Here is a 24128-nt window from a genome sequence, read left to right as displayed (position 1 = left end):
CGAGTCTGCCCTACGCCCGCGGAACGGCGGCCGCCGCGTCGACCTCTCGCACGGATGCCCGGACACGCAGCGGCATCGGCAGAAGCGACGGCGCGACCGCCGCGTCGCCCGCACCGGTGTCATCCTTCGCCGCCTCGACCCGGTCGATGAGAAGCTCGACGGCTCGCTTGCCCATCGCACGGTGGGGCAGCGCGAAGGTCGTGAGCCCCGGACGCAGCCACTGGGCGAACGAGACGTCGTCGAACGAGACGACCGACACGTCGTCGGGCACCGCGAGGCCTCGCTCGCCGAGCGCCTGATACGCGCCCATCGCCAGGCGGTCGTTGAAGCAGATCAGCGCCTGCGGCACGACTCCCCCGTCGAGCAGCCGCGAGGTCAGCCGGAAGCCCTCGGGCGGCAGCCACTGGATGACGGGACTTCCGGATGCCGGCTCGAGTCCGGCATCCCGCAGCGCGTCGAGGATGCCGTGCAGTCGCTGCTGCGCGCCGAGTGAGAACGGCGGCGCGTCGTCTTCTGTCGGCCCGGCACCGATCAGGTGGATGTCGCGGAGCCCGCGCTCGAGCAGGTGACCGACCGCCTCGCGACCGGCGGCATACTCGTCGGGAAGCACCCGCGGAACATCCGTCGCGCCGTCGACCTCGAGGTTGAGCAGAACGGCGGGAGTGCGTGTCGCCTCGGGAGGCAGCGCCCGGCGGTGGGTGATCATCGAAGCCAGGACCAGGCCGTCGACCTGCCGGTCGAACATGGCGTTGAGCAGCTGCCGCTCGAGCTGGACATCGCCGCCGGTCTCGCCGACGAACACGAGGAAACCGCGCGCACGGGCGGCGTCGATGGCGCCCTTGATCATCTCTCCGGCCAGTCGCGACGAGGCGACCGAGTCGGAGATGAAGGCGAGGGTGCGGGTGCTGCCCGTGCGGAGCCCGACCGAGACGGCGTTGGGACGGTACCCCAGCCGCTCGGCGGCCGCGCGCACCCGCTCCTGGAGCGCCTGCGAGAGGCGCAGCTCGCTGCCGCGTCCGGCGAGGACGAGGGATGCCGTCGATGCCGCGACCCCGGCCTCCGCGGCGACCTGTGCCAGCGTGACGCGCTTGCGGTTCATCTCTCCCCCTCTCGCTCCGGTGCAGCTTCAGTATGCCGCGATTGCGAAGAACCGCCACTAGCTAGTACGTTTTAGCCCAGGTGCTATTTCGTGTTAGCAGCACCTGCCCCTCCACCACCCACAGAAGGTAGACGATGATGTCGACACGAATGCGACGACGTGTTCTCACCACCGCGGCGACCGGCTTCGCCGTCGCGGTCACCCTTTCGGCCTGTGCTCCGCCGAGCGCCGCCCCCGCCGGCGAAGGCGCGGCATCCGGCGGTCCGATCCAGACGACCTGCGGAACGGAGGACGTCACCCTCGACGCTTACGTCGAGACGGGCTTCCCGGTCTTCAGCGACCTCGCCACCGAGTTCGAGAAGCAGTTCCCGAACGTCACGGTGAACCTGCGCGAAGACCAGTTCGCCGTCATCACCCAGAACGCGCCCCGTGTGCTGGTCGACTCCCCGCCGGACATCATGCGTCTCCCCACGATCGTCGACCTGGTCGACAGCGACCTGCTCTACGACCTCGATCCCTACGCCGAGGCCTACGGCTGGGACCAGTGGCCCTCCTCGCAGCTCGAGCAGCTGCGCGTCGACGAGAACGGACAGCGCGGCGACGGGCCGCTGTACGGCATGGGCATCAACTACTCGGTGACGGGTGTCTTCTACAACAAGACCCTCGCTGCGCAGGCCGGCATGACCGAGCCGCCCGCGACCCTCGCCGAGCTCGACGGCTACCTGCAGGCGGCCAAGGATGCCGGGCTCACGCCCGTCGCGCAGTTCAACGGCGGCGCGACCGGCGGCCTCGCCTTCCCGCTGCAGGCGCTCATGGCCTCGTACGGTGAGCCCAGCAAGATCAACGACTGGATCTTCCTCAAGGACGACGCCACGATCGACACCCCCGAGAACCTCGAGGCGGCCGAGCACCTGAAGGGCTGGATCGACGCCGGCTACTTCGCTCCCGACATCAACTCGATGGACTACTCGCAGATGATGAGCCGCTTCATCGGCGGCGAGAGCGTCTTCATCTTCAACGGCGACTGGGAGTCGGGCAACCTCGACGCACAGATGCCCGACAACGTCGGCTTCTTCCTCATGCCCCCGGTCGAGGCCGGCGGCCAGGTCGGCGCGATGTCGGCGCCGACGACGTACGGCGTCTCGGCCTACGCCGACGAGCCCGACTGCGCGGCTTTCTTCTTCGACTGGGTCGCGACCAACGAGACGGCACGCACCATCGCCGTCGAGTCCGGCGGTTCGCACCCCATGGGCCCGGCCGACGCCTTCATGCCCGAGATCGCCGAGGGCAGCGTCACCGCCGAGACCCTCGCCGCCGGCGCCGACCTCTCGGCGAACAACGGCTCGATGGACTTCATCGCCAACGCGACCGGGTCGATCTACGCCAAGACGCTGACGCCGAACCTCCAGGAGCTGTTCGCCGGAAAGCAGACCGCCGACGGCCTGCTGACCAAGGTGCAGTCCGACTACCTCAGCCAGAAGAAGGAGTAGGCCGTCCCGATGACCGTCACCGGACAGCTCGGCGATCGCCGGGCAAACCGGGACTCGTCGGCCTCTCGGCCGCGCAGGCGCCGCGTCACCACGCGGCGTCTGCGCGAGAGGTCGATCGGTCTCGCCCTGATCGCCCCCGCGCTCATCGCCTACGCGATGTTCGTGCTCATCCCCCTCGGCTCGACCGTCCAGTACTCGTTCTACGACTGGGACGGCATCACCACCGCGACGTGGGCGGGCTTCGACAACTACATCCGGATCTTCACCGATTCGACGCTGCTCGTGCCGATCGTCAACGCGCTGAAGCTCATCCTGTACTTCTCGATCGTGCCGGTCATTCTCGGACTCGTCTCGGCCGCCCTGATCCGCAAGCTCGGGGGCAGCCGTCTGGCCGGCATCTCGCGCACCGTCCTGTTCCTGCCGCAGGTGATCCCCCTCGTCGCGGCCGGCATCATGTGGACCTGGCTGCTCGCCGCCGACGGCCTGGTCAACCAGGCCCTGCGCCTGGTGGGACTGGGCGGCGTCACGCGCGCGTGGCTCGGCGACTTCGACACCGCCCTCCCCGCCGTCGGCGTCATCGGAGCGTGGGTCTCGCTCGGGCTCTGCATGCTTCTCATGCTGTCGGGCATGACCAAGATCGACCCGGCGCTCTACGAAGCCGTCCGCATCGACGGTGCGGGTCCGATCCGCGAGTTCTTCACCGTGACGCTGCCCGCGGTGCGCCAGGAGCTCGGCGTCGCGATCCTCATCACGGTGATCAACGCCCTCCGCAGCTTCGACATCATCTACATCTCCACGCAGGGCGGTCCCGGCGGCTCGACCACCGTGCCCGGTCTCGAGATCTACTACCTCGCGTTCTTCCAGCGCGAGGTCGGACAGGCGTCGGCCCTCGCCGTCGTGCTGACGGTGCTCGTCCTGGTGATCGTCCTGCCCCTGAACCGCATCACGCGCGGAAGCGAGAAAGACGCATGAGAACCTCCGCCGTCGAGGCCTGGACGGGCCGCATCGTCCTCATCGTGGTGATGGCGTTCACGATCATCCCGTTCATCACGCTCTTCGTCACCGCGCTCCACGAGCCCGGCACCTACCCCAAGGGCCTGTCGTGGCCCGAGACCCCGCACTGGGACAACTTCGCGCTCGCGTTCCAGTCGGCCGACATGCTCAAGATGCTCGGGTCGAGCGCCCTCATCGAGCTCGGCGTCGTGCCGATCTCGCTCGTCATCGCGACGCTCGCCGGTTTCGCCCTGGGCCACCTGCGCGTGCCCTTCGCCCGTGCGATCTTCGTGCTGTTCGTCCTCGGCCTGACGCTGCCCTTCGAGGGCATCATCGTGCCGATCTACTACCAGATGAAGGGATACGGCCTCCTCAACACCCAGCTGGCGATCGTCCTGCCGCTCATCGGCCTGTTCATGCCGTTCGCCGTGATGTGGATGCGGGCTCACTTCGTGAACATGCCGCACGAGCTCACCGAGGCGGCGCGCATCGACGGCGCCACGACGTGGCAGCTGTTCTGGCGCATCCACGTCCCCCTGTCGGGACCGGCGATCTCATCGCTGGCGATCCTGCTGTTCTTGTGGACCTGGAACCAGTTCCTGCTCGCGATCGTCCTCGTCGACGACCCGACCAAGCGCACGATGGCCGGCGCGCTCGGCGCGTTCCAGGGTCAGTGGGGCACCGACATCCCGCTGCTGTGCGCCGGGTCGATCCTGATCCTGCTGCCGACGCTCCTGGTGTTCCTCATCTTCCAGCGCCAGTTCGTGGCGGCGCTGCTGCAGGGGGCGGTGAAGGGATGACGGATGTCGCACGGCCGCCCTTCGACGACGCCGTCGCCCGCGCTCTCGCCGAGTTCGACGACCTCGTGGTCGTGTCGATGAGCAGCGACGAGATCCCGCGCGTGCGCGCGTCCGGGGTCGCGGCTCCGCTCGCCGAGCTCACCGCGCACGGCGCCTTCGAGCGCGACGAGCTGCTCGTCCCCGGGTGGCGTGAGGACGACCCGCCGGTGGGCGTCGTCGTCTACACGCCCGCCGTCGTGCGCCGTCCGGCGCCCGTCATCCTGCACCTGCACGGAGGCGGGCTGATCGCGGGGAACGCCGACTCGGACATGCCGGCCACGGCCGAGCTCGCCGAGCGCACCGGCTGCGCGATCGTCTCGGTGGAGTACCGGCTCGCCCCCGAGCACCCGTACCCCGCAGCGCTCGAGGATGCCGCTGCCGCTCTCCGCTGGCTGGCCGGGCCAGACGCCCCCGCCGCCCTGGACGGCGACCGCATCATCGTCGCGGGGGTCAGCGCCGGGGGCGGCCTCGCCGCGGCGACGGCCCTGTTCGCTCGCGATCACGGCGGTCCGCGCATCGCGGGGCTCGTGCTGCTGTGCCCCATGCTCGACCACCGCTCCGACTCGGAATCGGCACGGCAGATGGCGGGCCACGGTTCGTGGGACCGCGACGCCAACGCGACCGCCTGGGCCGCCTATCTGGCCGATGTCGAGGGCGGCGTCCCGCCGTACGCGTCGCCGGCCGTGGCCGACTCGCTCGCGGGGCTGCCGCCGACCTTCATCGACGTCGGCTCGGCAGAGACGTTCCGCGACGAGTGCGTCGCCTTCGCGCGACGGATGTGGGCCGACGGCGGCGACGCCGAGCTGCACGTCTGGCCCGGCGGAGCGCACGCGTTCGACTTCCTCGCGCCGTGGACCGTCCTCGCGCGCGACGCGCGACGTGCCCGCGAAGAGTGGCTGCGCCGCCTGCTCCACCGCATCTGACCCCTCGGAAGAACCCCCAGAACCCATGAACCCCGATTCCCCCCAGCTCATCACCTACGTCGACCGCCTCGGCGGCACCGTCACCGGCATCCGCGATCTGCTCGCGATCCGGCTGTCCGACGCCTTCGGCGGCGTGCACCTGCTGCCCTACTTCACCCCGTTCGACGGTGCGGACGCCGGCTTCGATCCGGTCGACCATGCCTCCATCGATCCGCGTCTGGGCACGTGGGACGACGTCCGCGCGCTGAGCGAGACCCACACGGTCATGAGCGACCTCATCGTCAACCACGTCTCGGCCGACTCGGCGGCCTTCGCCGACGTCCGCCGACGCGGCGACGCATCGCCGTTCGCGCCGATGTTCCTCACGCTCGACTCCGTCTTCCCGGACGGCGTCACCGAGGCCGACCTCACCCGCATCTACCGCCCCCGCCCGGGGCTGCCCTTCACCGCCATCGTCCTCGGCGACCGCTTGCGGCTGGTGTGGACGACGTTCACGTCGGAGCAGATCGACATCGATCTCCGCGCCGACGCCGCCTGGGAGTACCTGACGGCGGTCATCGACGCGCTCGTCGCGGGCGGCACCTCGATGCTCCGGCTCGACGCCGTCGGCTACACGGGCAAGGAGGCCGGCACCAGCTGCTTCATGACGGCGGCGACCGAGCGCTACACGCAGCGCATCCTCGAGCTCGCCCACGATCGGGGCGCCCAGGTGCTGCTCGAGATCCACGGCCACCACACGCAGCAGATCGCGATCGCGCGGACGGTCGACTACGTCTACGACTTCGCGCTGCCGCCCCTCGTGCTGCACGCGCTCCACGCGCACGACGCGCGCCCGCTCGCGCGCTGGCTCGAGATCCGTCCCGCGAACTCGATCACGGTCCTCGACACCCACGACGGCATCGGCATCATCGACGTCGGTGTGAGCGACCTCGCCCCCGGCGAACCCGGCCTGCTCGAGCCCGAGCAGATCGACGCCCTCGTCGAGGCGATCCACGACGCGAGCGGCGGCACCAGTCGGCAGGCGACCGGGGCGGCGGCATCGAACCTGGATCTGTACCAGGTCAACTGCACGTTCTACGATGCTCTCGGGCGCGACGACCGGCGCTACGCGCTCGCGCGGCTGCTGCAGATCATGACCCCGGGCATCCCGCAGGTGTATTACGTCGGGCTCCTCGCCGGCGAGAACGACATGGATCTGCTGAAGGCGACCGGCGTCGGCCGCGACGTCAACCGGCACCACTACACCCCCGACGAGATCGATGCCGCGCTCGCGCGACCGGTCGTCGGACTCCAGCTCGACGCGCTTCGCCTGCGCGCGACCCACCCCGCCTTCGCCGGGACGTTCTCGCACGACCTGCGAGACACGCGCGGTGAGCTGCGGTGGGATGCCGCCGACGCGTCGGTCACGCTCGGCTTCGACCTGGGCGACGCGTCGTTCCAGCTGACGGCGACCGACGGCTCGGCGACGAGCACCTGGTCGCACGCGCGACTCACCGGGAACTGAGCCGAGGCGGGTGGGGCGGGCGACCGCCTCACCCGCAGCATCAGCCGGCCGTGCCGGCATCCTTCGCGGCCAGCACTCGGCCGCACGACTCGTCGACGCGCTCGGCGAAGGCCGCATCGGACTCGGCCCGCGAGAGCACCGCGTCGTACATCGCGGGGAGCACCGTCGGATCGGCCGACGCGAGCACGATGTCGACCCCCGCCGACAGCGCCTCGACGGCCCGATCGCCGGGGGCGACGATCTCCGCGGCGGCCGCGGCCGACAGATCGTCGGTGATGACGACACCGTCGAAGCCGACCCGATCGCGCAGCAGGTCGAGCACCGCCGAAGAGAACGCGGCCGGGTGGTCGGGATCGATGTTCTGGTACCGCGCGGTGCCGACCATCACGATCGACGGACCGGATGCCGTGAGCGCCCGGTACACGTCGACATCCGGCGATTCCGCCGAGACCACCGTGTCGAGAACCTCGGCGGTGTAATCGGTGTTGGCATCCACCCGCCCGAGCCCCGGGAAGTGCTTGAAGGTCGGCAGCACGCCCGATGCGCGCATCCCGTCGGCGAATGCCCCGGCGCCCGCGGCGACGGTCTGCTCGTCGTAGCCGTACTGCCGTCCGAGCGCTCCGATGGGCGGGTTGTTCGATCGGGTGTCGGCGCTCGTGACGATGTCGGCGACGGGGGCGAGATTGACATCGATGCCCGCTGCCGCCAGCTGAGCGCCCCACGTGGTGGCCGCGGCGCGGAGCGCGTCGGGGCCGAGATCGGCCTGCCGGACGGCGTAGGGCATCTCGTCGAATCCGGGTCCGCTCAGCACCTGCACCTCGCCGCCCTCCTGATCGGTCGCGACCCAGAGCTTCGGCGAGCCCTCCGGCGCAAGGTCGCGGAACTGCGCGACGAGAGCCGCCGTGGCCTCGACGCCCGAGCTCGAGCGGCCATGGAGGAACAGTCCGCCGACGCCGCGGTCGCGGATCGCCGCTGCGGCATCCGGCGAGACCGTGTCGACGGGCGTCCCCACCATGAGCACCTGCCCGACGCAGCCCTCCAGCCCGAGGGCCGCCGCCCGGCCAGGCGAGGCTGTGGGTGTCGGGGGTGCCGGACCCGTTGCGGTCGGGCTCGGGGCGGACGCCGTCGGGTCGGCCGGTCCGGGCTCGGGGGCGCAGCCGGCGGCGAACGCCAGCACCCCGACCAGGGCGGCGGCGAACGCAGAACGGGCGGCGCGCGAGGAGGAGGGAGTGCGGGTCACCCTTCCATGGTCACCCGGTCAGCAGCAGCGCGCACCGGGGTTGCGGTCCTGGTCGTCCATGCGCTGGCGCCAGAACTGCCGCTCGGTGAGGGGTTGGGTGTCGGGGTGCGTCCGGCGCTGGTGCGCCAGGTACGTCGCGTAGGCGTTGTCGCCCATGAGCGAGGTGACGTACCAGTGCACCGCGCGGGCGACGCGGAGGACGGCCCGACCGGCGCTCTGCACCATCGGTCAGTGCCCCCGGCGCGCGGTCTCGGCCCGCTCCTCGGCGAGCAGCGGCTCCCACTCCTTCTCGAGCTCGCGCTCGGGGCCGGTGGGGATGAAGCCGGCAGGCGCGAAGCGGCGGGACGGGACGGCGGGGTCCTCGGTCTCGTCTCCCCCACCCCGCACGATCGCCCGGACGGCGACGACGACGGCCGAGACGATCACGATGATCGCGAGGACCACGAAGATGATCGACAGCGTGCCCTGCACACCGGTGTTGCGGATGACCGCCTCCACCGTCGCCCCCGGCCCCAGGCTCTCGTCTCCCGAGGCGAGGGCGTCGCGGTAGCGGAAGTGGTTCGCCCAGTAGCCGATCGCGGGCACCGGCGAGAAGATCTTGTACGCCGAAGCGGTGATCGTCACGACCGCGGTGAAGGCGAGCGGCACGGCGATGATCCAGATCCACTTCACGTACGAGCGTCCGCGCTTCGCGACGATCGCGAGCACGACGGCGAGCGCGATCGCCGCGAGCAGCTGGTTGGCGATGCCGAACAGCGGGAAGAAGGTGTTGATGCCGCCGAGCGGGTCGGTGACGCCGAGGATCAGGATGGCGCCCCACCCGGCGACCATGATCGCCGTCGTGATCCACACGCCCGGACGCCACGATACGTCGCGGAATCGCGGGATCCAGGCGCCGATGGAGTCCTGCAGCATGAAGCGGGCGACGCGGGTTCCGGCATCCACCGCGGTGAGGATGAACAGCGCCTCGAACATGATCGCGAAGTGGTACCAGAACGACATCATGGCCTGGCCGCCGAGGGCCTGCTGCATGATGTGCGCGAGCCCGAGGGCGAGGGTCGGCGCGCCGCCGGTGCGCGAGACGATCGACTCCTCGCCGACGTCGGCCGCGGTCGAGATCAGCAGATCGGGCGTGATCTCGACCCCGGTGAGACCGAGCGAGTTGACGAAGGCGACCGCGCCCTCGACGGTGCCCCCGGTCGCCGCCGAGGGCGCGTTCATCGCGAAGTAGATGCCCTGGTCGATCGAGATCGCGGCAACGAGCGCCATGATCGCGACGAACGACTCCATGAGCATGCCGCCGTATCCGATGAAGCGCGTCTGGCGCTCCTTCTCGACGAGCTTCGGTGTCGTACCCGAAGCGATGAGCGCGTGGAAGCCCGAGAGCGCGCCGCAGGCGATCGTGACGAACAGGAACGGGAAGAGCGGGCCGGCGAACACCGGGCCGAGTCCGTTCTCACCGAAGATCGTGACCGCCGGCACCGAGATCTCGGGTCGGACGAGCACGATCGCCCCGGCGAGCATGACGATCACGCCGATCTTCATGAAGGTCGACAGGTAGTCGCGGGGAGCGAGCAGCAGCCACACCGGTAGCACCGCGGCGACGAAGCCGTAGATGATGATGCCCCACGCGATGACGGTGCGGTCGAGGTGGAAGATCTCCTGACCCCAGGCCGTGTCGGCGACCCAGCCTCCGGCGATGATCGCGCCCATCAGCAGCACGAACCCGATGATCGAGACCTCGGTGACCTTGCCGGGCCGGAGGTAGCGCAGATAGACGCCCATGAAGAGGGCGATCGGGATCGTCATCGACACCGAGAAGACGCCCCACGGGCTCTCGCCGAGCGCGTTCACGACGACGAGCGCGAGGATCGCGACGATGATCAGCATGATGAGCAGGGATGCCACGATCGCGGCGGTGCCGCCGATGCGCCCGAGCTCCTGCCGGGCCATCTGACCGATCGTCCGGCCACCGCGGCGCATCGAGAAGAAGAGCACGGTGTAGTCCTGCACGGCGCCCGCGACGACGACGCCGACGATGATCCAGATCGTCCCGGGGAGGAACCCCATCTGTGCTGCGAGCACCGGGCCGACGAGCGGACCGGCCCCGGCGATGGCCGCGAAGTGGTGGCCGTAGAGCACACGGCGGTCGGTGGGGACGTAGTCCTTGCCGTCCTGCTTGACCTCGGCCGGGGTCGCGCGCCGGTCGTCGGGGCGCAGCAGGTAGCGCTCGATCACCTTGGAGTAGAAGCGGTACCCGATGAGGTAGGTGCAGACGGCGGCGAACACGAACCAGATCGCATTGACCGTCTCGCCGCGGACGACGGCGAGCATAACCCAGGCGAGTCCGCCGAGCAGGGCGATCGCGATCCAGATCACGACCTTCAACGGCGTCCAGCGCGCGGCGGCGCGGTGCTGCTCGTCGGAGACGGCGACCGGCGGCAGTTTCGGATCGGTGACGATGTCGGACGAGGATCGAGGCATCGGTTCTCCTGGGGGAAGGCGCTTCATTGCGTTTTCCCAGCTTAGGCGGATGCTCCGAGGCATTCCCGGTATTCGGTCGTAATGGTCTCGACCGGCCTTACCGTGGAGGTGATCGAGAGGAGATCACCATGACCGACGAGACCCCCACCGTGATCCGCAACGACGAGCAGGACCGCTACGACCTCCACGTCGGCGACGTGGCCGCCGGTTTCGCCGCTTTCCGGCGCGACGACGAGGGACGCCTGGTGTTCGATCACACCGAGGTCGACAAGGCCTTCGGCGGGCGCGGCCTCGGCAAGGCGCTGGCCGCCGATGCGCTCGCCGACGTCGCGCGACGTGGCGAGACCGTCGTTCCCGAGTGCCCGTTCATCGTGAAGTTCCTTCGTGAGAACGAGGTTCCCGGCCTGAAGATCGCGTGGCGCGACGAGGATGCCGTCGACGCCGCTGCCCCGGCGGAACCGTCGGCGTGACCCGCTTCGACGCCGAGACGGCGCCCGTCGACGAAGACCCGGGGGCGGGATCGCCGGGTCCCCGGCGCGCGCTGCTCGAGGCGCGCGAGGTTCCGCTCGGAGGCGTGCGCGCGATGTCGGTGCACCGCTTCCTGCCGCAGCGCGATCTGCCGCTCGTCGGCGCCTGGTGCTTTCTCGACCGGTTCGGCCCGCAGCGCACGCGCATGCGCGTCGAGCCGCATCCGCACATCGGACTGCAGACCGTCACCTGGCCGCTCGCCGGTGAGGTGCACCACCGCGACACCCTCGGCAGCGACGTCGTCATCGAGCGCGGCGCGCTGAACATCATGACCAGCGGCGCCGGCATCGCCCACTCCGAGTACTCGGTCGGCGACGAGCCGATCCCGCTCGACGCGCTGCAGCTGTGGGTGGCCCTCCCCGAGGAGCGCCGCCACGGCGCTCCCGACTTCGAGCGTCACGACGACCTGCCCGAGCTCGACCTCGGCGGCGGGGCCACGGCGACCGTCGTCGTGGGTGAGCTCGCCGGCGCCGTCTCGCCCGCGACGATGCATACGCCGATCGTCGGCGCGGAGCTCCGACTGCCCGCCGGGGCGATCGTCGACCTGCCCCTCGAGACCGCGTGGGAGTACGCCGTCGTGCCGGTCTTCGGATCGGTTCGTGTGGAGGGGACGGATGAGGCGGCCGAGGCAGGCGCGGACGCCGAGACGCAGGATGCCGTCGCACCCGGCGCCCTGCTCTACCTCGGTGACGGTCGTCGCGGCACCCGCCTGACCGCCGGCGACGAGGATGCGACGGTCTTCCTCCTGGGCGGCGAGCCCTTCGGCGACGAGATCGTCATGTGGTGGAACTTCGTCGGCCGCAGCCACGACGAGATCGAGGTCGCGCGCGAGGAGTGGGAAGCGGCATCCGATCGTTTCGGCCACGTCGTCGGCCACGGCGACGAGCGCATCCCCGCGCCGCCGCTGCCGCACGTGCGGCTGACGCCCCGCCGCCGCCGGCTCTGACCCATCCGCTGATGGAGGCGTGGCCCGGTTCGAGCCACGCCCCCGACCCGACGTGGCCCGTCAGACGCGTTCGGTGTGAAGGAGCGTCTGCAGCAGCGACCTCGCTCTCGCGTGTCGACTGCGAACCGTGGCGGCATTCATTCCCAGGTGCCGCGCGGCCTCCACCAGCGTGAATCCATCCCAGTAGACGAGGCGGATGATCTCCTGATCGATCACCTGGAGCTGGGTGATCGCAGCGCGCACATCGGCGGCATGATCCTGCTCCTCGGTCCGGGGCAACTCCGCGAGGTGTCGTGCGAGCTTGTTCGCGAGCGCATGCCGACGTGCATGCGACCGCCGGCCTTGAGAAAGAACGCGGCGAGCGATACCGAACATCCACATCCGGGCTTCGACGGCCTCGGAGGGGACCGACCGCGCCTTACGCCACACGACGACGAGGGTTTCTCCCAAGAGGTCTGCGGCATCTTCGCGATCGGGCACACGCCGGACGAAGTAGTCCAGGAGCGCACCGGCGTGATCCTTCACGAGCTGGGCGACGCGCTGGTTGTTCGTCGGCGCGGGCTCAGATGCGCCCGTCAATGCAGCTGTCCCGTGCAGTCGGTGTCTCGGCCGAGCCCGCCGTCGCCCGGAAGGATGTAGTCGTCAACCCCGGCGAAGATCACATCGTCCGCCGCTCCGAACCACGGCGAGAAAAGACCAGCGGCCTCGCGCTCCAAAGCCCTCTCGTAGATCTTCTGTCCGACACCATCCCAGTTCTGAGCCGCGATGTACTCGACGGCCTCGGTGTTCGTTTCGACGTAGTCGAGTTCGCCGTTGAAGAGCTCGATCGAGCAAGAGATCTCACGACCGGTGTCGGTGACGTACGAGACGGGAATCTCGAAGTCGGGAATCATTCGCGGATCGGTGCCGGCTGTGGACGCGAGTGCGATTCCCGGCAAGGCGAGCACCGGCAAAGCGACCCACGACAGCCGGCGGACACGCCGCCGGCGCGCCGCATGAACGCGCGCTGCGATCCCGACGCGATCTACTTCAGCTGCAACCATTCCGTCCGTTGATACGCGGCGCGGGGCACTTGCCCGCAACAGGTCATCAATCGATGTGTCCATGGAGTCCTCCTCGGTGCTCACCACGTACATGGCCGGACCTCGGCCGAACGTTGCACGACAGCGAGAGGTCGTGAAGGAGCCGCGTGGTCAGCCTCGCTCATCACCCCGTCCGCGGAACATCGCGATAGGCGCGACCTGAGACCATCCGAGGCTCTCGTAAAGCTTGCGTCCGTCGGCGCTCGCCACGAGGATTCCCGTCGTCGCCCGCTGCTCGGCCGCCCAGGCGGCGAGGCCGGTCATGATCAGGCGCCCGAGCCCTCGGCGTTGGAATGCCGACATCGTCCTGATGCGATCGAACACCGCGTCGCTGGCAGCCACGGCGACCTGCCCGTGAGCGGCCAGCTCGCCGTCCATATGGATCCGGGCGTAAGCCACCGGCCCGTCCTGCTCGATTTCGACCTCGGTCGGCACGATGCCCGGCTGGATACGCGCGCTCATCATGCATTCGCTCGTGTTCGCGGGATCGAGAACAGCGACAGCGTCATGCATCGACGCGTCGAGTTCGCCGATGAGAGTCAACCTCACATCGGGCTCGCTCGTCACGGCGACCAGGCGGTCGATTTCTGTCAGCGACGCCGTCGACGCGACGCGTTCCTGGGAACGGCCGTCTGCCCCGACCTCCACGAGCCAGCTGTCGCCATCGCGGCATCGTTGCATCTGCCGCGAATTGCACCACCCCGTGACCCATCGGTCTACCCAGGCACTCGTCATGATCGTCCTCACTGGCCGCCGTACCCGCCGGCCGCTCACCCTCGAGACACTGACACGAATCCGCCTCTCGTCGCAGGCTACCGATGTCGATGCTCCAGCCCGGGCTCATTCCTCGGGCGACCGACGGACGGAGGCGAGGACCGACCAGCCTCGGTGGGAGGATGAAGAGCATGACGCACCCGCCGAGCACCGATGTCGATTCCACAGCGCCCGCCAACCGCTATGCGTCCGCCCCGGCCTGGCGGGCCGTAGACGATTACTTCACCGACGCGCTCGTACGCGAGGACGACGCACTCGCATCCGCACGCCAATCCGGCGAACGCACGACGATGCCGAACGCCGAGGTCGCCGCCAACCAGGGCGCGCTCCTCGGGCTCATCACCCAGCTCTCCGGCGCTCGACGAGTCCTCGAATTCGGCACCCTCGCTGGCTACTCGACGATCTGGTTCGCCCGTGCTGTCGGCCCGGAAGGGAAGGTCGTCACCTTCGAGCTCGAGCCGGCCAACGCGGAGGTTGCACGAGAGAACTTCGAGCGAGCGGGCCTCGCCGACCGGATCGAGCTCGTCGAGGGCTCGGCCGCGGATTCCGCCGAACGACTCATCAGTGAAGGCACCGAACCATTCGACCTGGTGTTCATCGATGCGGATAAGCCCAGCAACCCTCTGTACTTGCAGGCTGCTCTCGAGCTCACGGGTCCCGGCGCGGTCATCATCATCGACAACGTCGTGCGCGACGGTGCCGTCGCTGGCGCGGGCTCGGACGATCCCCGCGTGATCGGTGTGCGAGACGTCGTCGACGCCATCGCCGCACGAGACGATCTGACAGCCACGGCGCTGCAAACCGTCGGCGTGAAAGGCTGGGACGGGCTGATCATCGCCCGTCGGACCTGATCCCTGTCCCGCAGCCGCGGAGCTGGGCGACTAGCGGACCGCGGCGAGGACCTCCTGCTCCTCGTCCGTCGTCAGCCCGGAGCGCCGGGACCGGTCGAGGCCGCGCGAGATCTCGTCCGTGAGCACACGGGTCAGGGTGTCAGCGAGCGGTCGCGACCGACCTCCTGTGGCAACGAAGGCGCTTCCCGCTCGCTGGGCAAAGCCCGCGGCCTCGATCGGCAGCCATAACGGGAGAGACCGGGGGCCGGCCCAATAATGCACGTCGAGAGCGAGGAGCTCTTCGTCGTCAACCGTGATGAGTTCGCCGTCGAACCCGGCGACCGACCGTGCGGCACGAAAGAAGTCCTCCATGGTGTGAGCCTCACCGACGGCGTTGACGACGCCGGCGATCCCGGCCGCGCCCGCGCTGACGATCCAGTCCGCGAGGTCCTCGACGTCGATGAACTGGACGAATCGCTGACTCATCGTCGGAGCGAGCACGTTGCCACCGCGGTGCAGCCGCGCCGGCCAGTAGCCGAGGCGGTCGCTCGGATCACCCGGACCCGCGATCAAACCGGGTCGGGCGATGAGCAGGCGGTCACCGAGCTCTGCCGCGGAGGCCCGTTCGGCGGCCACTTTCGCGTCGGGATACTCGGCGAGGTTCTGTGGGTCGACCAGCTGCGCCGTTTCGTCGGCGCCGGGCGTGCTGTTGTCCGCGTATACCGACACGCTCGAGACGAGAGTCCAGTGCGCCGCTCGGGCCGCGAGCGCCTTCAGAGCGGACTCGACGAGCTGCGGCTCGGAGGCGAGCTCGACAACGTCATCCCATTCACCCCCGAGACCCTCGTAAGCCCCGGCGAGCGATCGGTCGGCGCGCACGAGTCGCACACCATCCGGCGCCGGTCCCGACTCGCCGCGCGCCAGGCAGACCACCTCGGCTCCGCTCTCGTGCGCCCGTCGCGCAACCTCGCGCCCCAGCCATCCGGTTCCGCCCAGCACGAGAATCCGTCTCATGCCCGCCAGTCAACAGGCACCGACCGACGCAGAGGAGTCACCTTCGCTATAGGCGCAAACTGCGCCGGGTGCGCCCGGGCGAAGCGCGGTTGTTGAATGGTGCGATGAGCGCTCTCACCGACTACATCGCAGCGTGGAAGACGAACGACACCGAGCGGATCGTCGAGACCGTCACGGAGGATGTCGTGATCACCGAGAGCTTCGGGCCTGTGTACTACGGCCGGGAGCGCGTGCGGGAGTGGTGCGAGAAGTGGAACGAGGAGGGGTCGCGCGTTCTCGACTGGACGATCACGAACGAAGCCCGGGCCGGAGATCTCCTCGTGGCCGAGTGGCGTTTCGAGTACCACCAGAACGGTGAGGACCGGAGGCTCCTGGGGGCGACCATCGCAACCGAGCGCGACGGCAAGATCGCGCAGCTTCGCGAGTACGCCGTCACCGACGATCTCTACACCTGGGAAGGCGAGTGGAAATGACCGCCGCCGCGACCGGAGGCCTCGCCCGGATTCGTCGCGCAGGCCGACGTGGTCGACGGCTTGCCGGCAAGGCCCGGGGCGGGGCACGACGCCGCGATGACCGCAGCCGGCGTGCCCCGCATCCGCTGCACAGCACGAGCGAGCAGAGGCACTGCCCAGAACACGGCGAGCGGCACGACGACCGTGATCACCAGAGCTGTCCTCGCGACATCGGGCCAGCCAGCGGTCATCGGAGCGGTGAGAGCCGATACTCCGAGTGAGAGCGGCAGGATCACCGCCCACGTCACGAGTGCCTGAAGGGGGCGCGGAAGCGGTCGCATGAAAACTCCAAACGTTCGGTTGGATTAACGCTAGCAGAATCCAACTGAACGGTTGGCATCTGTCGACATCGGCGGGGACGGCTGCGACATCATCCGCGAGGCTGATGTCGCTCATCCACGCGAGCGACGACGCAGACAGCGGGTCTTCGTAGCGTCGATGGCATGACGAAGCCCCGCCTCCCCCGCGACATCCCACCCGGCGCCGCCGCCCTCGGCATGGCAGCCATCCTGCTGACGTTGTCGGGCTGCGCCGCCATCGACTCGGTCGCCTACGGTCGAGCGGAGAGCTCTTACGCGACGGCCCAGGAGTTCGCGCAGGCGCGCGGCGAAGCACCCGCGTGGCTGCCGCCCGACGCGCGTGAGATCACGCGGGTCGTGTCGACCCGGGCCGAGGCCGAGTCACTCCTGTTCTCGAGCGAGGACGGACTTGCAGCGTGCGAGGACGTCGAGCGGGTCTCGGCGCCGACCATGGAGATCGCCTCGGCTCCCGATGTCTACGCGATCGACCGTGTCGCCGTCTGCGGCGAGTGGGCAGTGGCGGAGAGCGACGGGACGTTCTACGCATGGACGCCAGCGCAGGAGGCCCAGTGATCCGGATCCGGCCGGTCTTTAGACTCGGTGGGATGGACGTCACTCTGCGCCCCGCGGTCCGAGCCGACATCGAGTGGCTCGTCGACCTGCGCGCCGACGTGCTGCGCGTCGACCTCGAGCGCCTCGGCCGCTTCGACGAGCACCGCGTGCGCGAGCGGATGCGCGCGGGCTTCCGACCCGAGTGGACCCGCATCATCGTCGTCGAGGGAACGGATGCCGGCTGCATCACGACCCGCCCAGACGGCGCCACCCGCTGGATCGAGCACTTCTACCTACCCGTCTCCGTGCAGGGGCGAGGCATCGGCAGCACCGTTCTACGGTCGGTGATCTCCCAGCCGCACGACGGACCGACGCGCCTGAACGTCCTGCAGGGCAGCGCCGCGCGGCGCTTGTACGAGCGGCACGGCTTCACCCTCGACAGCGAGGACGACGTCGACGTGTGGCTGACCCTGCGGGCAGAGGCCTGATCCCGAACGCCGATATCGTCGCCGTGTGCAGCGATTCGTCCGATTCCAGAGCGCGGTTCCCAACCGGAACGGACGCTTTCCCGGCGTCTTCGCCCTAGCGAACGGCCTGGCGCACGACGGCATGCTCCAACCCGAGGACGAAGTCTGGTGGCGGGCGGCGAACGATCGCGCCAACAGCCTCTACGACGCACCGGCTGAGGCCTATGGCCCGTATGCGCCTCCCGGCGGGCGCTCGTGGTTCAAGACTGAAGCGCACGACATTCTCGCGCTGACGGCGGGATACCTCGACCTGCTCGACCGCTACGACGTTCCCTGGCACGAGGTCCGGACGACTTATCCGGGAACGATCCTCTACGAGGACCCCGTGCAGGTGGTCGCTCTCCCCTTCACGCACGCACAGAGTTGGCCGTTCACCAGACAGAGCTCGTGACGAATCTCCGTCATCGGGCGCTGGTCGTTGCCGAGGGCACGGCGTACTTGAACCCGACGTGCGAGTCGGCGAACCCGAGCCTGCGGTAGAAGCGGTGCGCGTCGACGCGCGCGGCATCCGATGTGAGCTGCACGAGAGAGGCGCCGAGCTCGACCGCCGCGGCATCCATCACCCACCGCATGAGCGCCGTGCCGATGCCGGATGAGCGTTCGGTGCTCGCGACGCGTACGGCCTCGACGAGGAGACGGGTGCTCCCCCGCCGCGCCATCCCGGGGATGAGGGTCAGCTGCAGGGTCGCCACGACCTGCCCCGTCTCGTCGACCGCGACCAGCAGCTCGTTGGCGGGGTTCGCGACGATCCGTTCGAGCGCGTCTGCGTACGCGCCGCGGTCCTCGTCGCGGGCAAGGTCGCCACGCCCCGCGCTGATCGGGTCGTCCGACAGCAGTAGCACGATCGCATCGAGATCATCCGACGTCGCGCGACGGATGACGACATCCGCCGAGCGGGCGCGGACGGTTGCTGGGAGGTTCAAGCCGTTGATCACGGTCTCTATTCTCGGGCTGTCTCCGGTACGCGCTCAGCGCCGCGTGAGGTTGCCGTCGGCCCATTCGCCCAGCTGGCTGAGGATCGGCACCAGGCGCGAGCCGGCCTCGGTCAGCGCGTAGGTGACCGCGACGGGCGGTCCCGGCTCGACCCGCCGGACGACGAGTCCGACATCCGAGAGCTCGGTGAGCCGGTCGGAGAGCACCGCGTCGCTGATACCGGCGACGGCGCGACGCAGGCCGACGAACGAGAGCTCGCCCTGCCCGAGCACGTCGACGATCATGCCGTTCCACCGCTTGCCGAGCACCGAGAACGCATGCGACACCGCGGCGTCGCACTGTCGCGCGTCGTGGGCATCGGTCATGCCTCCATCGTACGTGTGCTAGCGTTCCCGAAGTCGCTTTGTTTTTCATAGCCCCTCTGATCGGAGAAGCGCATGACCCTCTTCCGCCTGGATGCCAGCATCCTGCCCGCCACCTCTGCCAGCCGCGAGCTGGGCGACCTCGTCGAGGCCGAATGGCTCGCCGCCCACCCCTCGAGCGATGTCATGCGCCGCGACATCGCCGCCGACCCGGTCCCCGCGACCGCATGGCGGGATGCCGTGACGGCCGGATTCACGCCCGCCGAGCAGCAGACCGATGGCCAGCGCGACGCGATCGCCCTGCGCGAGCAGCTGGCCGACGAGCTGATCGGTGCCGACGCCCTGCTGTTCACCGTGCCGCTGTACAACTACGGCGTCTCGCAGCACGTGAAGACGTGGTTCGACCTGGCCTACACCGACCCGCGCATCGACCCGCAGGGAACCGCTCTGCGCGGCAAGCCGGCGACGCTCGTCACCGTGCTGGGCGGCAACTACGAGCCCGGCAGCCCGAAGGAGGGCTGGGACCACTCCACCGGGTGGCTCCGGCGCGTGTTCGCAGACGTGTGGGGCCTCGACCTCACGGTCGTCCACCGTCCCTTCACGCTCGTCGGCGTGAACCCTGCGCTCGACGCCTTCACCGAAGCCGCGGCCGAGCTGCGCGCCAACGCCGAACGGGATGCCGTCAGCGCCGGGCGTGCGCTCGCTGCATCCCGCACCGCCTGAAACACGACGACGGGGCGCCCGGACCGAAGTCCGAGCGCCCCGCGCATCCGCACAGAAGTGCGTCAGCCGGTCATCACCACAGCACGAGGAATCCGCTGAGCCCCAGCGATCCCTCGACCGTGTCGCTGCCGTTGTAGGTGGCGACGACGACCTTCAGCCCGCGCGACTGCCGGGGCAGTTCGACCCGCGCCGTGCCGTCGACGACATCCGCGCTGTACCGGGTCGAGTTCACCCAGATGTCGACGGTGCCCGTCGCGGGGGCGCCACCGGTCGGAGTGACCTTCACCGAGACGACGTAGGGCTGCGAGGCCGTTCCGACGTAACGGTTGAGCGACACGGTCGTCGCCGAGGCGAACTTGACGAACACTTCGTTCGACACCGCGGTTCCGGTCTGGGGGTTGCCCTCCGCCGTCGCGGTGACCCGCACCGACAGCGCCGTGCCGACATCGGCGCGCGTCACCTTGTACGACGCCGAGGTGGCACCCTCGATGGGCTCGCCGCCGCGAAGCCATTGGTACGCGACGCTGACCTCTGCGGGGTCCCACTCGCCAGCGGTCGCCTCCAGCGTGCCGCCGACCTTCGCCGACCCCGACACCTCGGGAGCGACGACCGCGACCGGCGCACCCTGGCCCGACTCGACCTCGACGATCGTCCGGATCGAGGAGTCGCCGTAGCGAACGACGCCGAGGTACGACGTCTCGGGCTCGAGGCCCGCCCACGACAGGGTGTAGGTCGCCTTCTCGCCCTGCACCGTCGGCAGCGGGTCGGGGGTCGCGGTGAACTCGCCGCCCGTCGCTCCCGCCGCCACGACCGCAGTGGTGAGGTCGTAGGTGAAGGGCTCGCTGAACGAGTACCGGTTGACCTTGACCAGGTAGGTGCCCGCGGTGGGGGCCGTGAGCGAGACGGCCTCGTTGGCCGATGCCGTCGCCGACGACCACTGCTCGTAGTAGCGCAGGTCGTCGGGACTGACCACGCGGTACACCGTCATGTCGAGGTCGGTCGTCTCCGTCGCCTCGGTCTCGACGGCGAAGCGCGCGAACTCGGTGCCCTCGGGGACGTCGACGATCTCGTAGGTGTTGAAGCCGGCCTCGCCCTCGTCGTAGAACGAGTCCTGGTCACCGGAGTGGCCGGGCACCTCGGGGAAGTCCGGGTTCACGCGCAGCTCCTGCGGCACGAGACCCGACAGGCCGAGGTCGATCTCACCCGTCAGCGACGGCGCGACCGTGACGTCGACCGTGCCGGTCGTGCCGGCGCCCGACACGGACTCGGGAGCGTCGACCGGCACCGGGAACACCGCGATCGGCGAGCGCACGTCGTTCGCCCCGCCCGTCCAGGTGAGGAAGCCGGTGGCCCACTCGCCCATCGCAGCATCGACGCGCGACAGCGTGATCTCGACCGTGGCCGACTCGCCGGCGCCGAGGGTCACCGACGACGGCGAGACCTGCACGTCGATGCCGGGAACGGATGCCTGCGCCTCGTACGTCCCGGCCTCGGTGGCCGTGATCGTACGGGTCACCGTCTGCGGCGCGCCGAGCGCGCCGACGCCGATGGAGGGCAGGTTGAGGTCGCTCGGGTCGATCGGGTCGACACCGAAGTCTCGCAGCCCCAGGCCCTGCAGGTAGGCGGCCCAGTCGGCCGGACCGTTCAGGTAGAGCAGGCCGGGCTCGAAGTACTTCGTCGGGTCGGTCTGACCGGCACCCTGCGTGAACGGGTCGGTGACGGCGTCGCCGGCTGCGTCCACGGTGTCGTAGGCGGTCGTCATCATCGCCGACTTCACCTCGGCGGGCGTCGCCTGCGGGTGCTCGCCGAAGTAGAGCGCGGCGAGTCCGGCGACGTGCGGCGACGACATCGAGGTGCCGGAGAGGATGCCGAAGGTCGGGTCCTCGCCGATGCCGTTCTCGGTGGCCGCGAGGATCGCGACGCCAGGAGCGGTGATGTCGGGCTTGATGACGTCGCTGCCGTCGGCGAGCATCGGTCCGCGGCTCGAGAAGCCCGCCACCTGGGGAACCGGGGTCTCGGTGCCGGTGACGTTCTCGCCGATCAGGGTGACGACGCGGTCGGTGCCTCCCTGGACGTACTCGAGCACAGCCGGGCGGGCGGTGTCGGCGACGTGCACGGTGGGAACCGAGTGGAAGTCGTTGTCGAGCGAGGCGGGCGTGACGTTGGTCAGGATCATGCCGATTCCGCCGGCCTCTTCGACCGCCTGCGACTTCTCGACACGAGCGTTAGATCCGCGGTCGCAGACGACGATCTTGCCGGTGATCTTCGCCGGGTCGAGCGAGCCGAGCAGGCAGAGCTCGGGCGTCGTGGCGCCGGCCAGGCCGGCATCGCCGGCGAACACGGACGGGCCCGAGATCGTGTCGCCGAATCCGACCGACACCGACGCGCCGGGGAACTGCGCGGCGGACGTGTCGCCCTCCTCGCCGAGGCGGACGGTGCCCTCCCAGGTCGGAATCGTGGATGCCGCGACCGTGGCGTACCACGGCGACGCGTGGTCGGCCGTGACCGGGTCGGGTCCGGAGTTGCCGGCGCTCGTCGCGACGAAGACACCGGCCGCTGCCGCGTTGAAGAACGAGATGTCTTCCGGCGCGAGCACGGTCGTGGCCGAGCCGCCGCCGATCGAGTAGTTGATCACGTCGACGCCGTCGGCGACGGCCTGGTCGATCGCGGCCAGCAGGTCGCTCAGGGCGCAGATGTCGTCGGTCGTCACGAGCGGGTCGGGACCGACGTAGCAGGCCTTGTACGACGCGACCTTGGCAGCCGGTGCGACGCCGGAGATCGAGCCGAAGTCGATTCCCTCGACGGTGGCCTCGACGCCGTTGTTGCCCGCGGCGGTGCTCGCCGTGTGCGATCCGTGCCCGTCGCCGTCGCGCGGCGACAGGTGGTCGTCGGCGAACGAGAATCCGTTGGCCGCGGCGCCGTCGCCGAAGTAGTGCGCAGCGATGAGCTTGGTGTTCAGCAGCGACGGGTCCCAGGCATCCTTCGTGCCGGCATCTTGATCGACGATCGTGCTGCGGAACTCGCCGCCGTCGGCCTTCGTGAACACGACCTCGTCACCGTCGCGGTAGGGCTGATCGCCCGGCGAGGTGCCGAGCGCGTCGCCGGCGAACGCGGGGTTCTCGGGCGCGATGCCCGTGTCGACGACGCCGACGACGACGCCCTCGCCCGCCGCATCGATGCCGCCGACCTTCTCCCAGACACCGCCGGTGCCTTCGAGCCCGAGGAACTCGGTCGACGGCACGGCGTCGACGTGGCGGATCTCGTCGGGGAAGACGCCGAGCACGCCCTTCTTGGCAGCCAGCTTGCCCGCCTGGTCGGCCGTCAACTGAGCCGCGAACCCGTTGAGGGTGGTCTGGTAGGTCGCGTCGGGAGTCGCGCCGACTTCGCTCGCGACCTCTTCTTGACGCTGCTCGAGGAAGCCCGAGTAGTCGGTCACGGCGCGGGACTGGGCGTCGAGACGCTCGCCCTCGTCAGGCTTGGTCGGCGCGAGGCCGGCCTCGCCGCCCTCGTAGGTCGCGACAGGAGCCTCATCGAGCAGGACGATGTATCGCCCGCTCTCGCTCTCGATCGGAACCGGGATGTTCACCCCCTCTCCCGTTGCAGCGAAGGATGCCGTTGCGGCAGAGCTCGTGAACAGTGCAGCCAGGGATACAGCCGCGACTGTTCGCAGGGTGGTGCGAACCATGTGCGCTCCAGTGGGGGGATGGATGAGCAGTCCGCGCGGCGTCGGCGGCGCGCGGTGAAGTCAACCTAGCTCACAGTTCCGACACAAGGAACCCTCGGCTTTCATTCAGGTCACGGAAGCGCCACCCCGACCGAGGCATTTCTCACGGCCCACGAGGGAACCGCCCTGCGCGCGTCCCATAGGCTGGGCGGGTGGCCCCGGCATCCCGCCTTTCGACGCGCGTTCTGCTCGTCTGCGCTGCCATCGGCGTCGCCACAGGTCTGCTCGGCGGCATCGAGGGATGGCTCGCCGTCCCCGTCATCACGGGTCTGCCGATCGTCTACGGCTTCCTCCTCGGCATCCACGTGCTGCCGGGAATCGTCGCGCAGGAGACCCTGCGGCTGCCCTGGGTCGCGCTCATCACGCACCTGATCGCGGCGCTCGCATCGTCGGCCGTCGCGCCGCCCTACACGTTTCAGTTCCTGGGGACCGCCGTGCTTTTCGGTGGCCTGCAGGAGGGCGTCGCCGCTCTCGTCCGCTATCGCTCGTGGGCGCCCTGGCGGTTCTTCGTCTCGGGTCTCGTCATCGGCGTCGTCGTCGCCCTCGCGGTGTTCTTCGCCGCTCATCTCAGCGCCCTCCCGCTGTGGGCTCAGATCACCTACCTGATCCTGGCCGTGCTCGGCCCCGTCGTCTGGACGGCGATCGGCCTGTGGATCGGCGTCGGCCTCCGCCGCGCCGGCGTCGCCCGGCGCTGAGCCCCTGCCGGCCTTCCGAGCCCAAGTTAGGGTCGGCTAAGCTAAGCGCAACCGA

General features: G+C 69.6%; 26 protein-coding genes. 14 read left to right on the top strand and 12 right to left on the bottom strand.

Annotation, left to right across the window (positions count from 1 at the left end; translation table 11 throughout):
- Positions 1 to 10 precede the first annotated feature (10 nt).
- Complete coding sequence (locus tag C1N74_RS01305; protein ID WP_137749798.1) at positions 11 to 1099, bottom strand: LacI family DNA-binding transcriptional regulator; 1089 nt, start codon at positions 1097 to 1099, stop codon at positions 11 to 13.
- 134 nt (positions 1100 to 1233) lie between these two features.
- On the opposite strand from C1N74_RS01305, the gene C1N74_RS01300 reads away from it, so the two are divergent.
- From C1N74_RS01300 to gtfA, 5 genes are read left to right on the top strand one after another with little or no spacing between them, the layout of a single operon-like run.
- On the top strand, positions 1234 to 2589 hold the full coding sequence (locus tag C1N74_RS01300) for an ABC transporter substrate-binding protein (RefSeq protein WP_088379628.1): 1356 nt from the start codon (positions 1234 to 1236) through the stop codon (positions 2587 to 2589).
- 9 nt (positions 2590 to 2598) lie between these two features.
- Complete coding sequence (locus tag C1N74_RS01295) at positions 2599 to 3561, top strand: carbohydrate ABC transporter permease (protein ID WP_023953020.1); 963 nt, start codon at positions 2599 to 2601, stop codon at positions 3559 to 3561.
- Positions 3558 to 4382, top strand: coding sequence for a carbohydrate ABC transporter permease (locus C1N74_RS01290; RefSeq protein WP_064955134.1), 825 nt, complete (start codon positions 3558 to 3560; stop codon positions 4380 to 4382). Before C1N74_RS01295 ends, C1N74_RS01290 begins: the two co-directional genes overlap by 4 nt.
- Positions 4379 to 5344, top strand: a complete 966-nt coding sequence (locus C1N74_RS01285; RefSeq protein WP_023953022.1) for an alpha/beta hydrolase fold domain-containing protein — start codon at positions 4379 to 4381, stop codon at positions 5342 to 5344. The genes C1N74_RS01290 and C1N74_RS01285 overlap by 4 nt, the downstream gene beginning before the upstream one ends.
- A 25-nt stretch (positions 5345 to 5369) precedes the next feature.
- Complete coding sequence (gene gtfA / locus C1N74_RS01280; RefSeq protein WP_137749797.1) at positions 5370 to 6848, top strand: sucrose phosphorylase; 1479 nt, start codon at positions 5370 to 5372, stop codon at positions 6846 to 6848.
- Positions 6849 to 6888: 40 nt separating this feature from the next.
- Here the strand turns inward: gtfA and C1N74_RS01275 are convergent, their stop codons facing one another.
- The 3 genes from C1N74_RS01275 to C1N74_RS01265 are packed head-to-tail and all read right to left on the bottom strand — an operon-like array spanning position 6889 to position 10572.
- The gene (locus C1N74_RS01275; RefSeq protein WP_181405568.1) at positions 6889 to 8088 is read right to left on the bottom strand and encodes a glycoside hydrolase family 3 protein; all 1200 of its coding nucleotides are present in this window, start codon (positions 8086 to 8088) and stop codon (positions 6889 to 6891) included.
- Between the two features lie 18 nt (positions 8089 to 8106).
- Positions 8107 to 8313: a YbdD/YjiX family protein gene (locus tag C1N74_RS01270; protein WP_023953025.1), complete on the bottom strand. Its 207-nt coding sequence runs from the start codon at positions 8311 to 8313 to the stop codon at positions 8107 to 8109.
- 3 nt (positions 8314 to 8316) lie between these two features.
- A complete protein-coding gene (locus tag C1N74_RS01265; protein WP_137749796.1) occupies positions 8317 to 10572 on the bottom strand; it encodes a carbon starvation CstA family protein in 2256 nt (751 codons plus the stop codon).
- A 128-nt stretch (positions 10573 to 10700) separates the two neighbouring features.
- Between C1N74_RS01265 and C1N74_RS01260 the strand changes: the two genes are divergently transcribed.
- Together C1N74_RS01260 and C1N74_RS01255 are read left to right on the top strand one after the other, a co-directional pair.
- The gene (locus C1N74_RS01260; RefSeq protein WP_023953027.1) at positions 10701 to 11042 is read left to right on the top strand and encodes a GNAT family N-acetyltransferase; all 342 of its coding nucleotides are present in this window, start codon (positions 10701 to 10703) and stop codon (positions 11040 to 11042) included.
- On the top strand, positions 11039 to 12046 hold the full coding sequence (locus C1N74_RS01255) for a pirin family protein (protein WP_258317967.1): 1008 nt from the start codon (positions 11039 to 11041) through the stop codon (positions 12044 to 12046). The genes C1N74_RS01260 and C1N74_RS01255 overlap by 4 nt, the downstream gene beginning before the upstream one ends.
- 60 nt (positions 12047 to 12106) lie before the next feature.
- Here the strand turns inward: C1N74_RS01255 and C1N74_RS01250 are convergent, their stop codons facing one another.
- The 3 genes from C1N74_RS01250 to C1N74_RS01240 all read right to left on the bottom strand — a co-directional run bounded on the left by C1N74_RS01250 (position 12107) and on the right by C1N74_RS01240 (position 13809).
- Positions 12107 to 12625 carry an RNA polymerase sigma factor gene (locus C1N74_RS01250; protein ID WP_219994752.1) on the bottom strand — a complete coding sequence of 173 codons (519 nt, stop codon included), beginning with the start codon at positions 12623 to 12625 and terminating at the stop codon, positions 12107 to 12109.
- Positions 12622 to 13152 (bottom strand): hypothetical protein, encoded by a 531-nt coding sequence (locus C1N74_RS01245; RefSeq protein ID WP_137749795.1) that lies wholly within the window; start codon positions 13150 to 13152, stop codon positions 12622 to 12624. The genes C1N74_RS01250 and C1N74_RS01245 overlap by 4 nt, the downstream gene beginning before the upstream one ends.
- An 87-nt stretch (positions 13153 to 13239) precedes the next feature.
- Positions 13240 to 13809: a GNAT family N-acetyltransferase gene (locus tag C1N74_RS01240; RefSeq protein WP_172407760.1), complete on the bottom strand. Its 570-nt coding sequence runs from the start codon at positions 13807 to 13809 to the stop codon at positions 13240 to 13242.
- A gap of 224 nt (positions 13810 to 14033) precedes the next feature.
- Between C1N74_RS01240 and C1N74_RS01235 the strand changes: the two genes are divergently transcribed.
- Entirely contained in the window at positions 14034 to 14753 is a 720-nt protein-coding gene (locus C1N74_RS01235; RefSeq protein WP_137749793.1) for an O-methyltransferase, read from the top strand.
- A gap of 30 nt (positions 14754 to 14783) precedes the next feature.
- On the opposite strand, the gene C1N74_RS01230 is transcribed toward C1N74_RS01235, so the two are convergent.
- Positions 14784 to 15746, bottom strand: coding sequence for an NAD-dependent epimerase/dehydratase family protein (locus C1N74_RS01230; RefSeq protein WP_137749792.1), 963 nt, complete (start codon positions 15744 to 15746; stop codon positions 14784 to 14786).
- Between the two features lie 104 nt (positions 15747 to 15850).
- Between C1N74_RS01230 and C1N74_RS01225 the strand changes: the two genes are divergently transcribed.
- Positions 15851 to 16219, top strand: a complete 369-nt coding sequence (locus C1N74_RS01225) for a nuclear transport factor 2 family protein (RefSeq protein ID WP_088379635.1) — start codon at positions 15851 to 15853, stop codon at positions 16217 to 16219.
- On the opposite strand, the gene C1N74_RS01220 is transcribed toward C1N74_RS01225, so the two are convergent.
- The gene (locus C1N74_RS01220) at positions 16192 to 16539 is read right to left on the bottom strand and encodes a hypothetical protein (protein ID WP_088379636.1); all 348 of its coding nucleotides are present in this window, start codon (positions 16537 to 16539) and stop codon (positions 16192 to 16194) included. The genes C1N74_RS01225 and C1N74_RS01220 overlap by 28 nt on opposite strands.
- 162 nt (positions 16540 to 16701) lie before the next feature.
- On the opposite strand from C1N74_RS01220, the gene C1N74_RS01215 reads away from it, so the two are divergent.
- From C1N74_RS01215 to C1N74_RS01205, 3 genes are read left to right on the top strand one after another with little or no spacing between them, the layout of a single operon-like run.
- Positions 16702 to 17130 carry a hypothetical protein gene (locus C1N74_RS01215; RefSeq protein ID WP_023953042.1) on the top strand — a complete coding sequence of 143 codons (429 nt, stop codon included), beginning with the start codon at positions 16702 to 16704 and terminating at the stop codon, positions 17128 to 17130.
- A gap of 32 nt (positions 17131 to 17162) precedes the next feature.
- Positions 17163 to 17597 (top strand): GNAT family N-acetyltransferase, encoded by a 435-nt coding sequence (locus C1N74_RS01210; protein WP_036304710.1) that lies wholly within the window; start codon positions 17163 to 17165, stop codon positions 17595 to 17597.
- Between the two features lie 25 nt (positions 17598 to 17622).
- Positions 17623 to 18027: a hypothetical protein gene (locus C1N74_RS01205; protein ID WP_023953044.1), complete on the top strand. Its 405-nt coding sequence runs from the start codon at positions 17623 to 17625 to the stop codon at positions 18025 to 18027.
- Between the two features lie 10 nt (positions 18028 to 18037).
- On the opposite strand, the gene C1N74_RS01200 is transcribed toward C1N74_RS01205, so the two are convergent.
- Positions 18038 to 18571, bottom strand: coding sequence for a GNAT family N-acetyltransferase (locus C1N74_RS01200; RefSeq protein ID WP_023953045.1), 534 nt, complete (start codon positions 18569 to 18571; stop codon positions 18038 to 18040).
- A gap of 33 nt (positions 18572 to 18604) precedes the next feature.
- A complete protein-coding gene (locus tag C1N74_RS01195; RefSeq protein ID WP_088379639.1) occupies positions 18605 to 18934 on the bottom strand; it encodes a helix-turn-helix domain-containing protein in 330 nt (109 codons plus the stop codon).
- 72 nt (positions 18935 to 19006) lie between these two features.
- On the opposite strand from C1N74_RS01195, the gene C1N74_RS01190 reads away from it, so the two are divergent.
- On the top strand, positions 19007 to 19654 hold the full coding sequence (locus C1N74_RS01190; protein ID WP_023953047.1) for an FMN-dependent NADH-azoreductase: 648 nt from the start codon (positions 19007 to 19009) through the stop codon (positions 19652 to 19654).
- Between the two features lie 73 nt (positions 19655 to 19727).
- On the opposite strand, the gene C1N74_RS01185 is transcribed toward C1N74_RS01190, so the two are convergent.
- Positions 19728 to 23339, bottom strand: coding sequence for a S8 family serine peptidase (locus tag C1N74_RS01185; RefSeq protein ID WP_137749791.1), 3612 nt, complete (start codon positions 23337 to 23339; stop codon positions 19728 to 19730).
- Between the two features lie 191 nt (positions 23340 to 23530).
- Between C1N74_RS01185 and C1N74_RS01180 the strand changes: the two genes are divergently transcribed.
- A complete protein-coding gene (locus C1N74_RS01180) occupies positions 23531 to 24073 on the top strand; it encodes an ECF transporter S component (RefSeq protein ID WP_023953049.1) in 543 nt (180 codons plus the stop codon).
- Positions 24074 to 24128 lie beyond the last annotated feature (55 nt).

Origin of the sequence: Microbacterium sp. SGAir0570 (assembly GCF_005491085.2) — a bacterium.
Classification (GTDB): Bacteria; Actinomycetota; Actinomycetes; order Actinomycetales; family Microbacteriaceae; genus Microbacterium; species Microbacterium arborescens.
This window is presented reverse-complemented; position numbering and strand designations above follow the sequence as displayed.

Bases quoted from the DNA above. Each gene is read 5' to 3' on its own strand.
- C1N74_RS01305 (WP_137749798.1), bottom strand. From the start codon at position 1,099: ATGAACCGCAAGCGCGTCACGCTGGCACAGGTCGCCGCGGAGGCCGGG.
- C1N74_RS01300 (WP_088379628.1), top strand. From the start codon at position 1,234: ATGATGTCGACACGAATGCGACGACGTGTTCTCACCACCGCGGCGACC.
- C1N74_RS01295 (WP_023953020.1), top strand. From the start codon at position 2,599: ATGACCGTCACCGGACAGCTCGGCGATCGCCGGGCAAACCGGGACTCG.
- C1N74_RS01290 (WP_064955134.1), top strand. From the start codon at position 3,558: ATGAGAACCTCCGCCGTCGAGGCCTGGACGGGCCGCATCGTCCTCATC.
- C1N74_RS01285 (WP_023953022.1), top strand. From the start codon at position 4,379: ATGACGGATGTCGCACGGCCGCCCTTCGACGACGCCGTCGCCCGCGCT.
- gtfA (WP_137749797.1), top strand. From the start codon at position 5,370: ATGAACCCCGATTCCCCCCAGCTCATCACCTACGTCGACCGCCTCGGC.
- C1N74_RS01270 (WP_023953025.1), bottom strand. From the start codon at position 8,313: ATGGTGCAGAGCGCCGGTCGGGCCGTCCTCCGCGTCGCCCGCGCGGTG.
- C1N74_RS01265 (WP_137749796.1), bottom strand. From the start codon at position 10,572: ATGCCTCGATCCTCGTCCGACATCGTCACCGATCCGAAACTGCCGCCG.
- C1N74_RS01260 (WP_023953027.1), top strand. From the start codon at position 10,701: ATGACCGACGAGACCCCCACCGTGATCCGCAACGACGAGCAGGACCGC.
- C1N74_RS01245 (WP_137749795.1), bottom strand. From the start codon at position 13,152: ATGGACACATCGATTGATGACCTGTTGCGGGCAAGTGCCCCGCGCCGC.
- C1N74_RS01240 (WP_172407760.1), bottom strand. From the start codon at position 13,809: ATGCAACGATGCCGCGATGGCGACAGCTGGCTCGTGGAGGTCGGGGCA.
- C1N74_RS01235 (WP_137749793.1), top strand. From the start codon at position 14,034: ATGACGCACCCGCCGAGCACCGATGTCGATTCCACAGCGCCCGCCAAC.
- C1N74_RS01230 (WP_137749792.1), bottom strand. From the start codon at position 15,746: ATGAGACGGATTCTCGTGCTGGGCGGAACCGGATGGCTGGGGCGCGAG.
- C1N74_RS01225 (WP_088379635.1), top strand. From the start codon at position 15,851: ATGAGCGCTCTCACCGACTACATCGCAGCGTGGAAGACGAACGACACC.
- C1N74_RS01220 (WP_088379636.1), bottom strand. From the start codon at position 16,539: ATGCGACCGCTTCCGCGCCCCCTTCAGGCACTCGTGACGTGGGCGGTG.
- C1N74_RS01215 (WP_023953042.1), top strand. From the start codon at position 16,702: ATGACGAAGCCCCGCCTCCCCCGCGACATCCCACCCGGCGCCGCCGCC.
- C1N74_RS01210 (WP_036304710.1), top strand. From the start codon at position 17,163: ATGGACGTCACTCTGCGCCCCGCGGTCCGAGCCGACATCGAGTGGCTC.
- C1N74_RS01195 (WP_088379639.1), bottom strand. From the start codon at position 18,934: ATGACCGATGCCCACGACGCGCGACAGTGCGACGCCGCGGTGTCGCAT.
- C1N74_RS01190 (WP_023953047.1), top strand. From the start codon at position 19,007: ATGACCCTCTTCCGCCTGGATGCCAGCATCCTGCCCGCCACCTCTGCC.
- C1N74_RS01185 (WP_137749791.1), bottom strand. From the start codon at position 23,339: ATGGTTCGCACCACCCTGCGAACAGTCGCGGCTGTATCCCTGGCTGCA.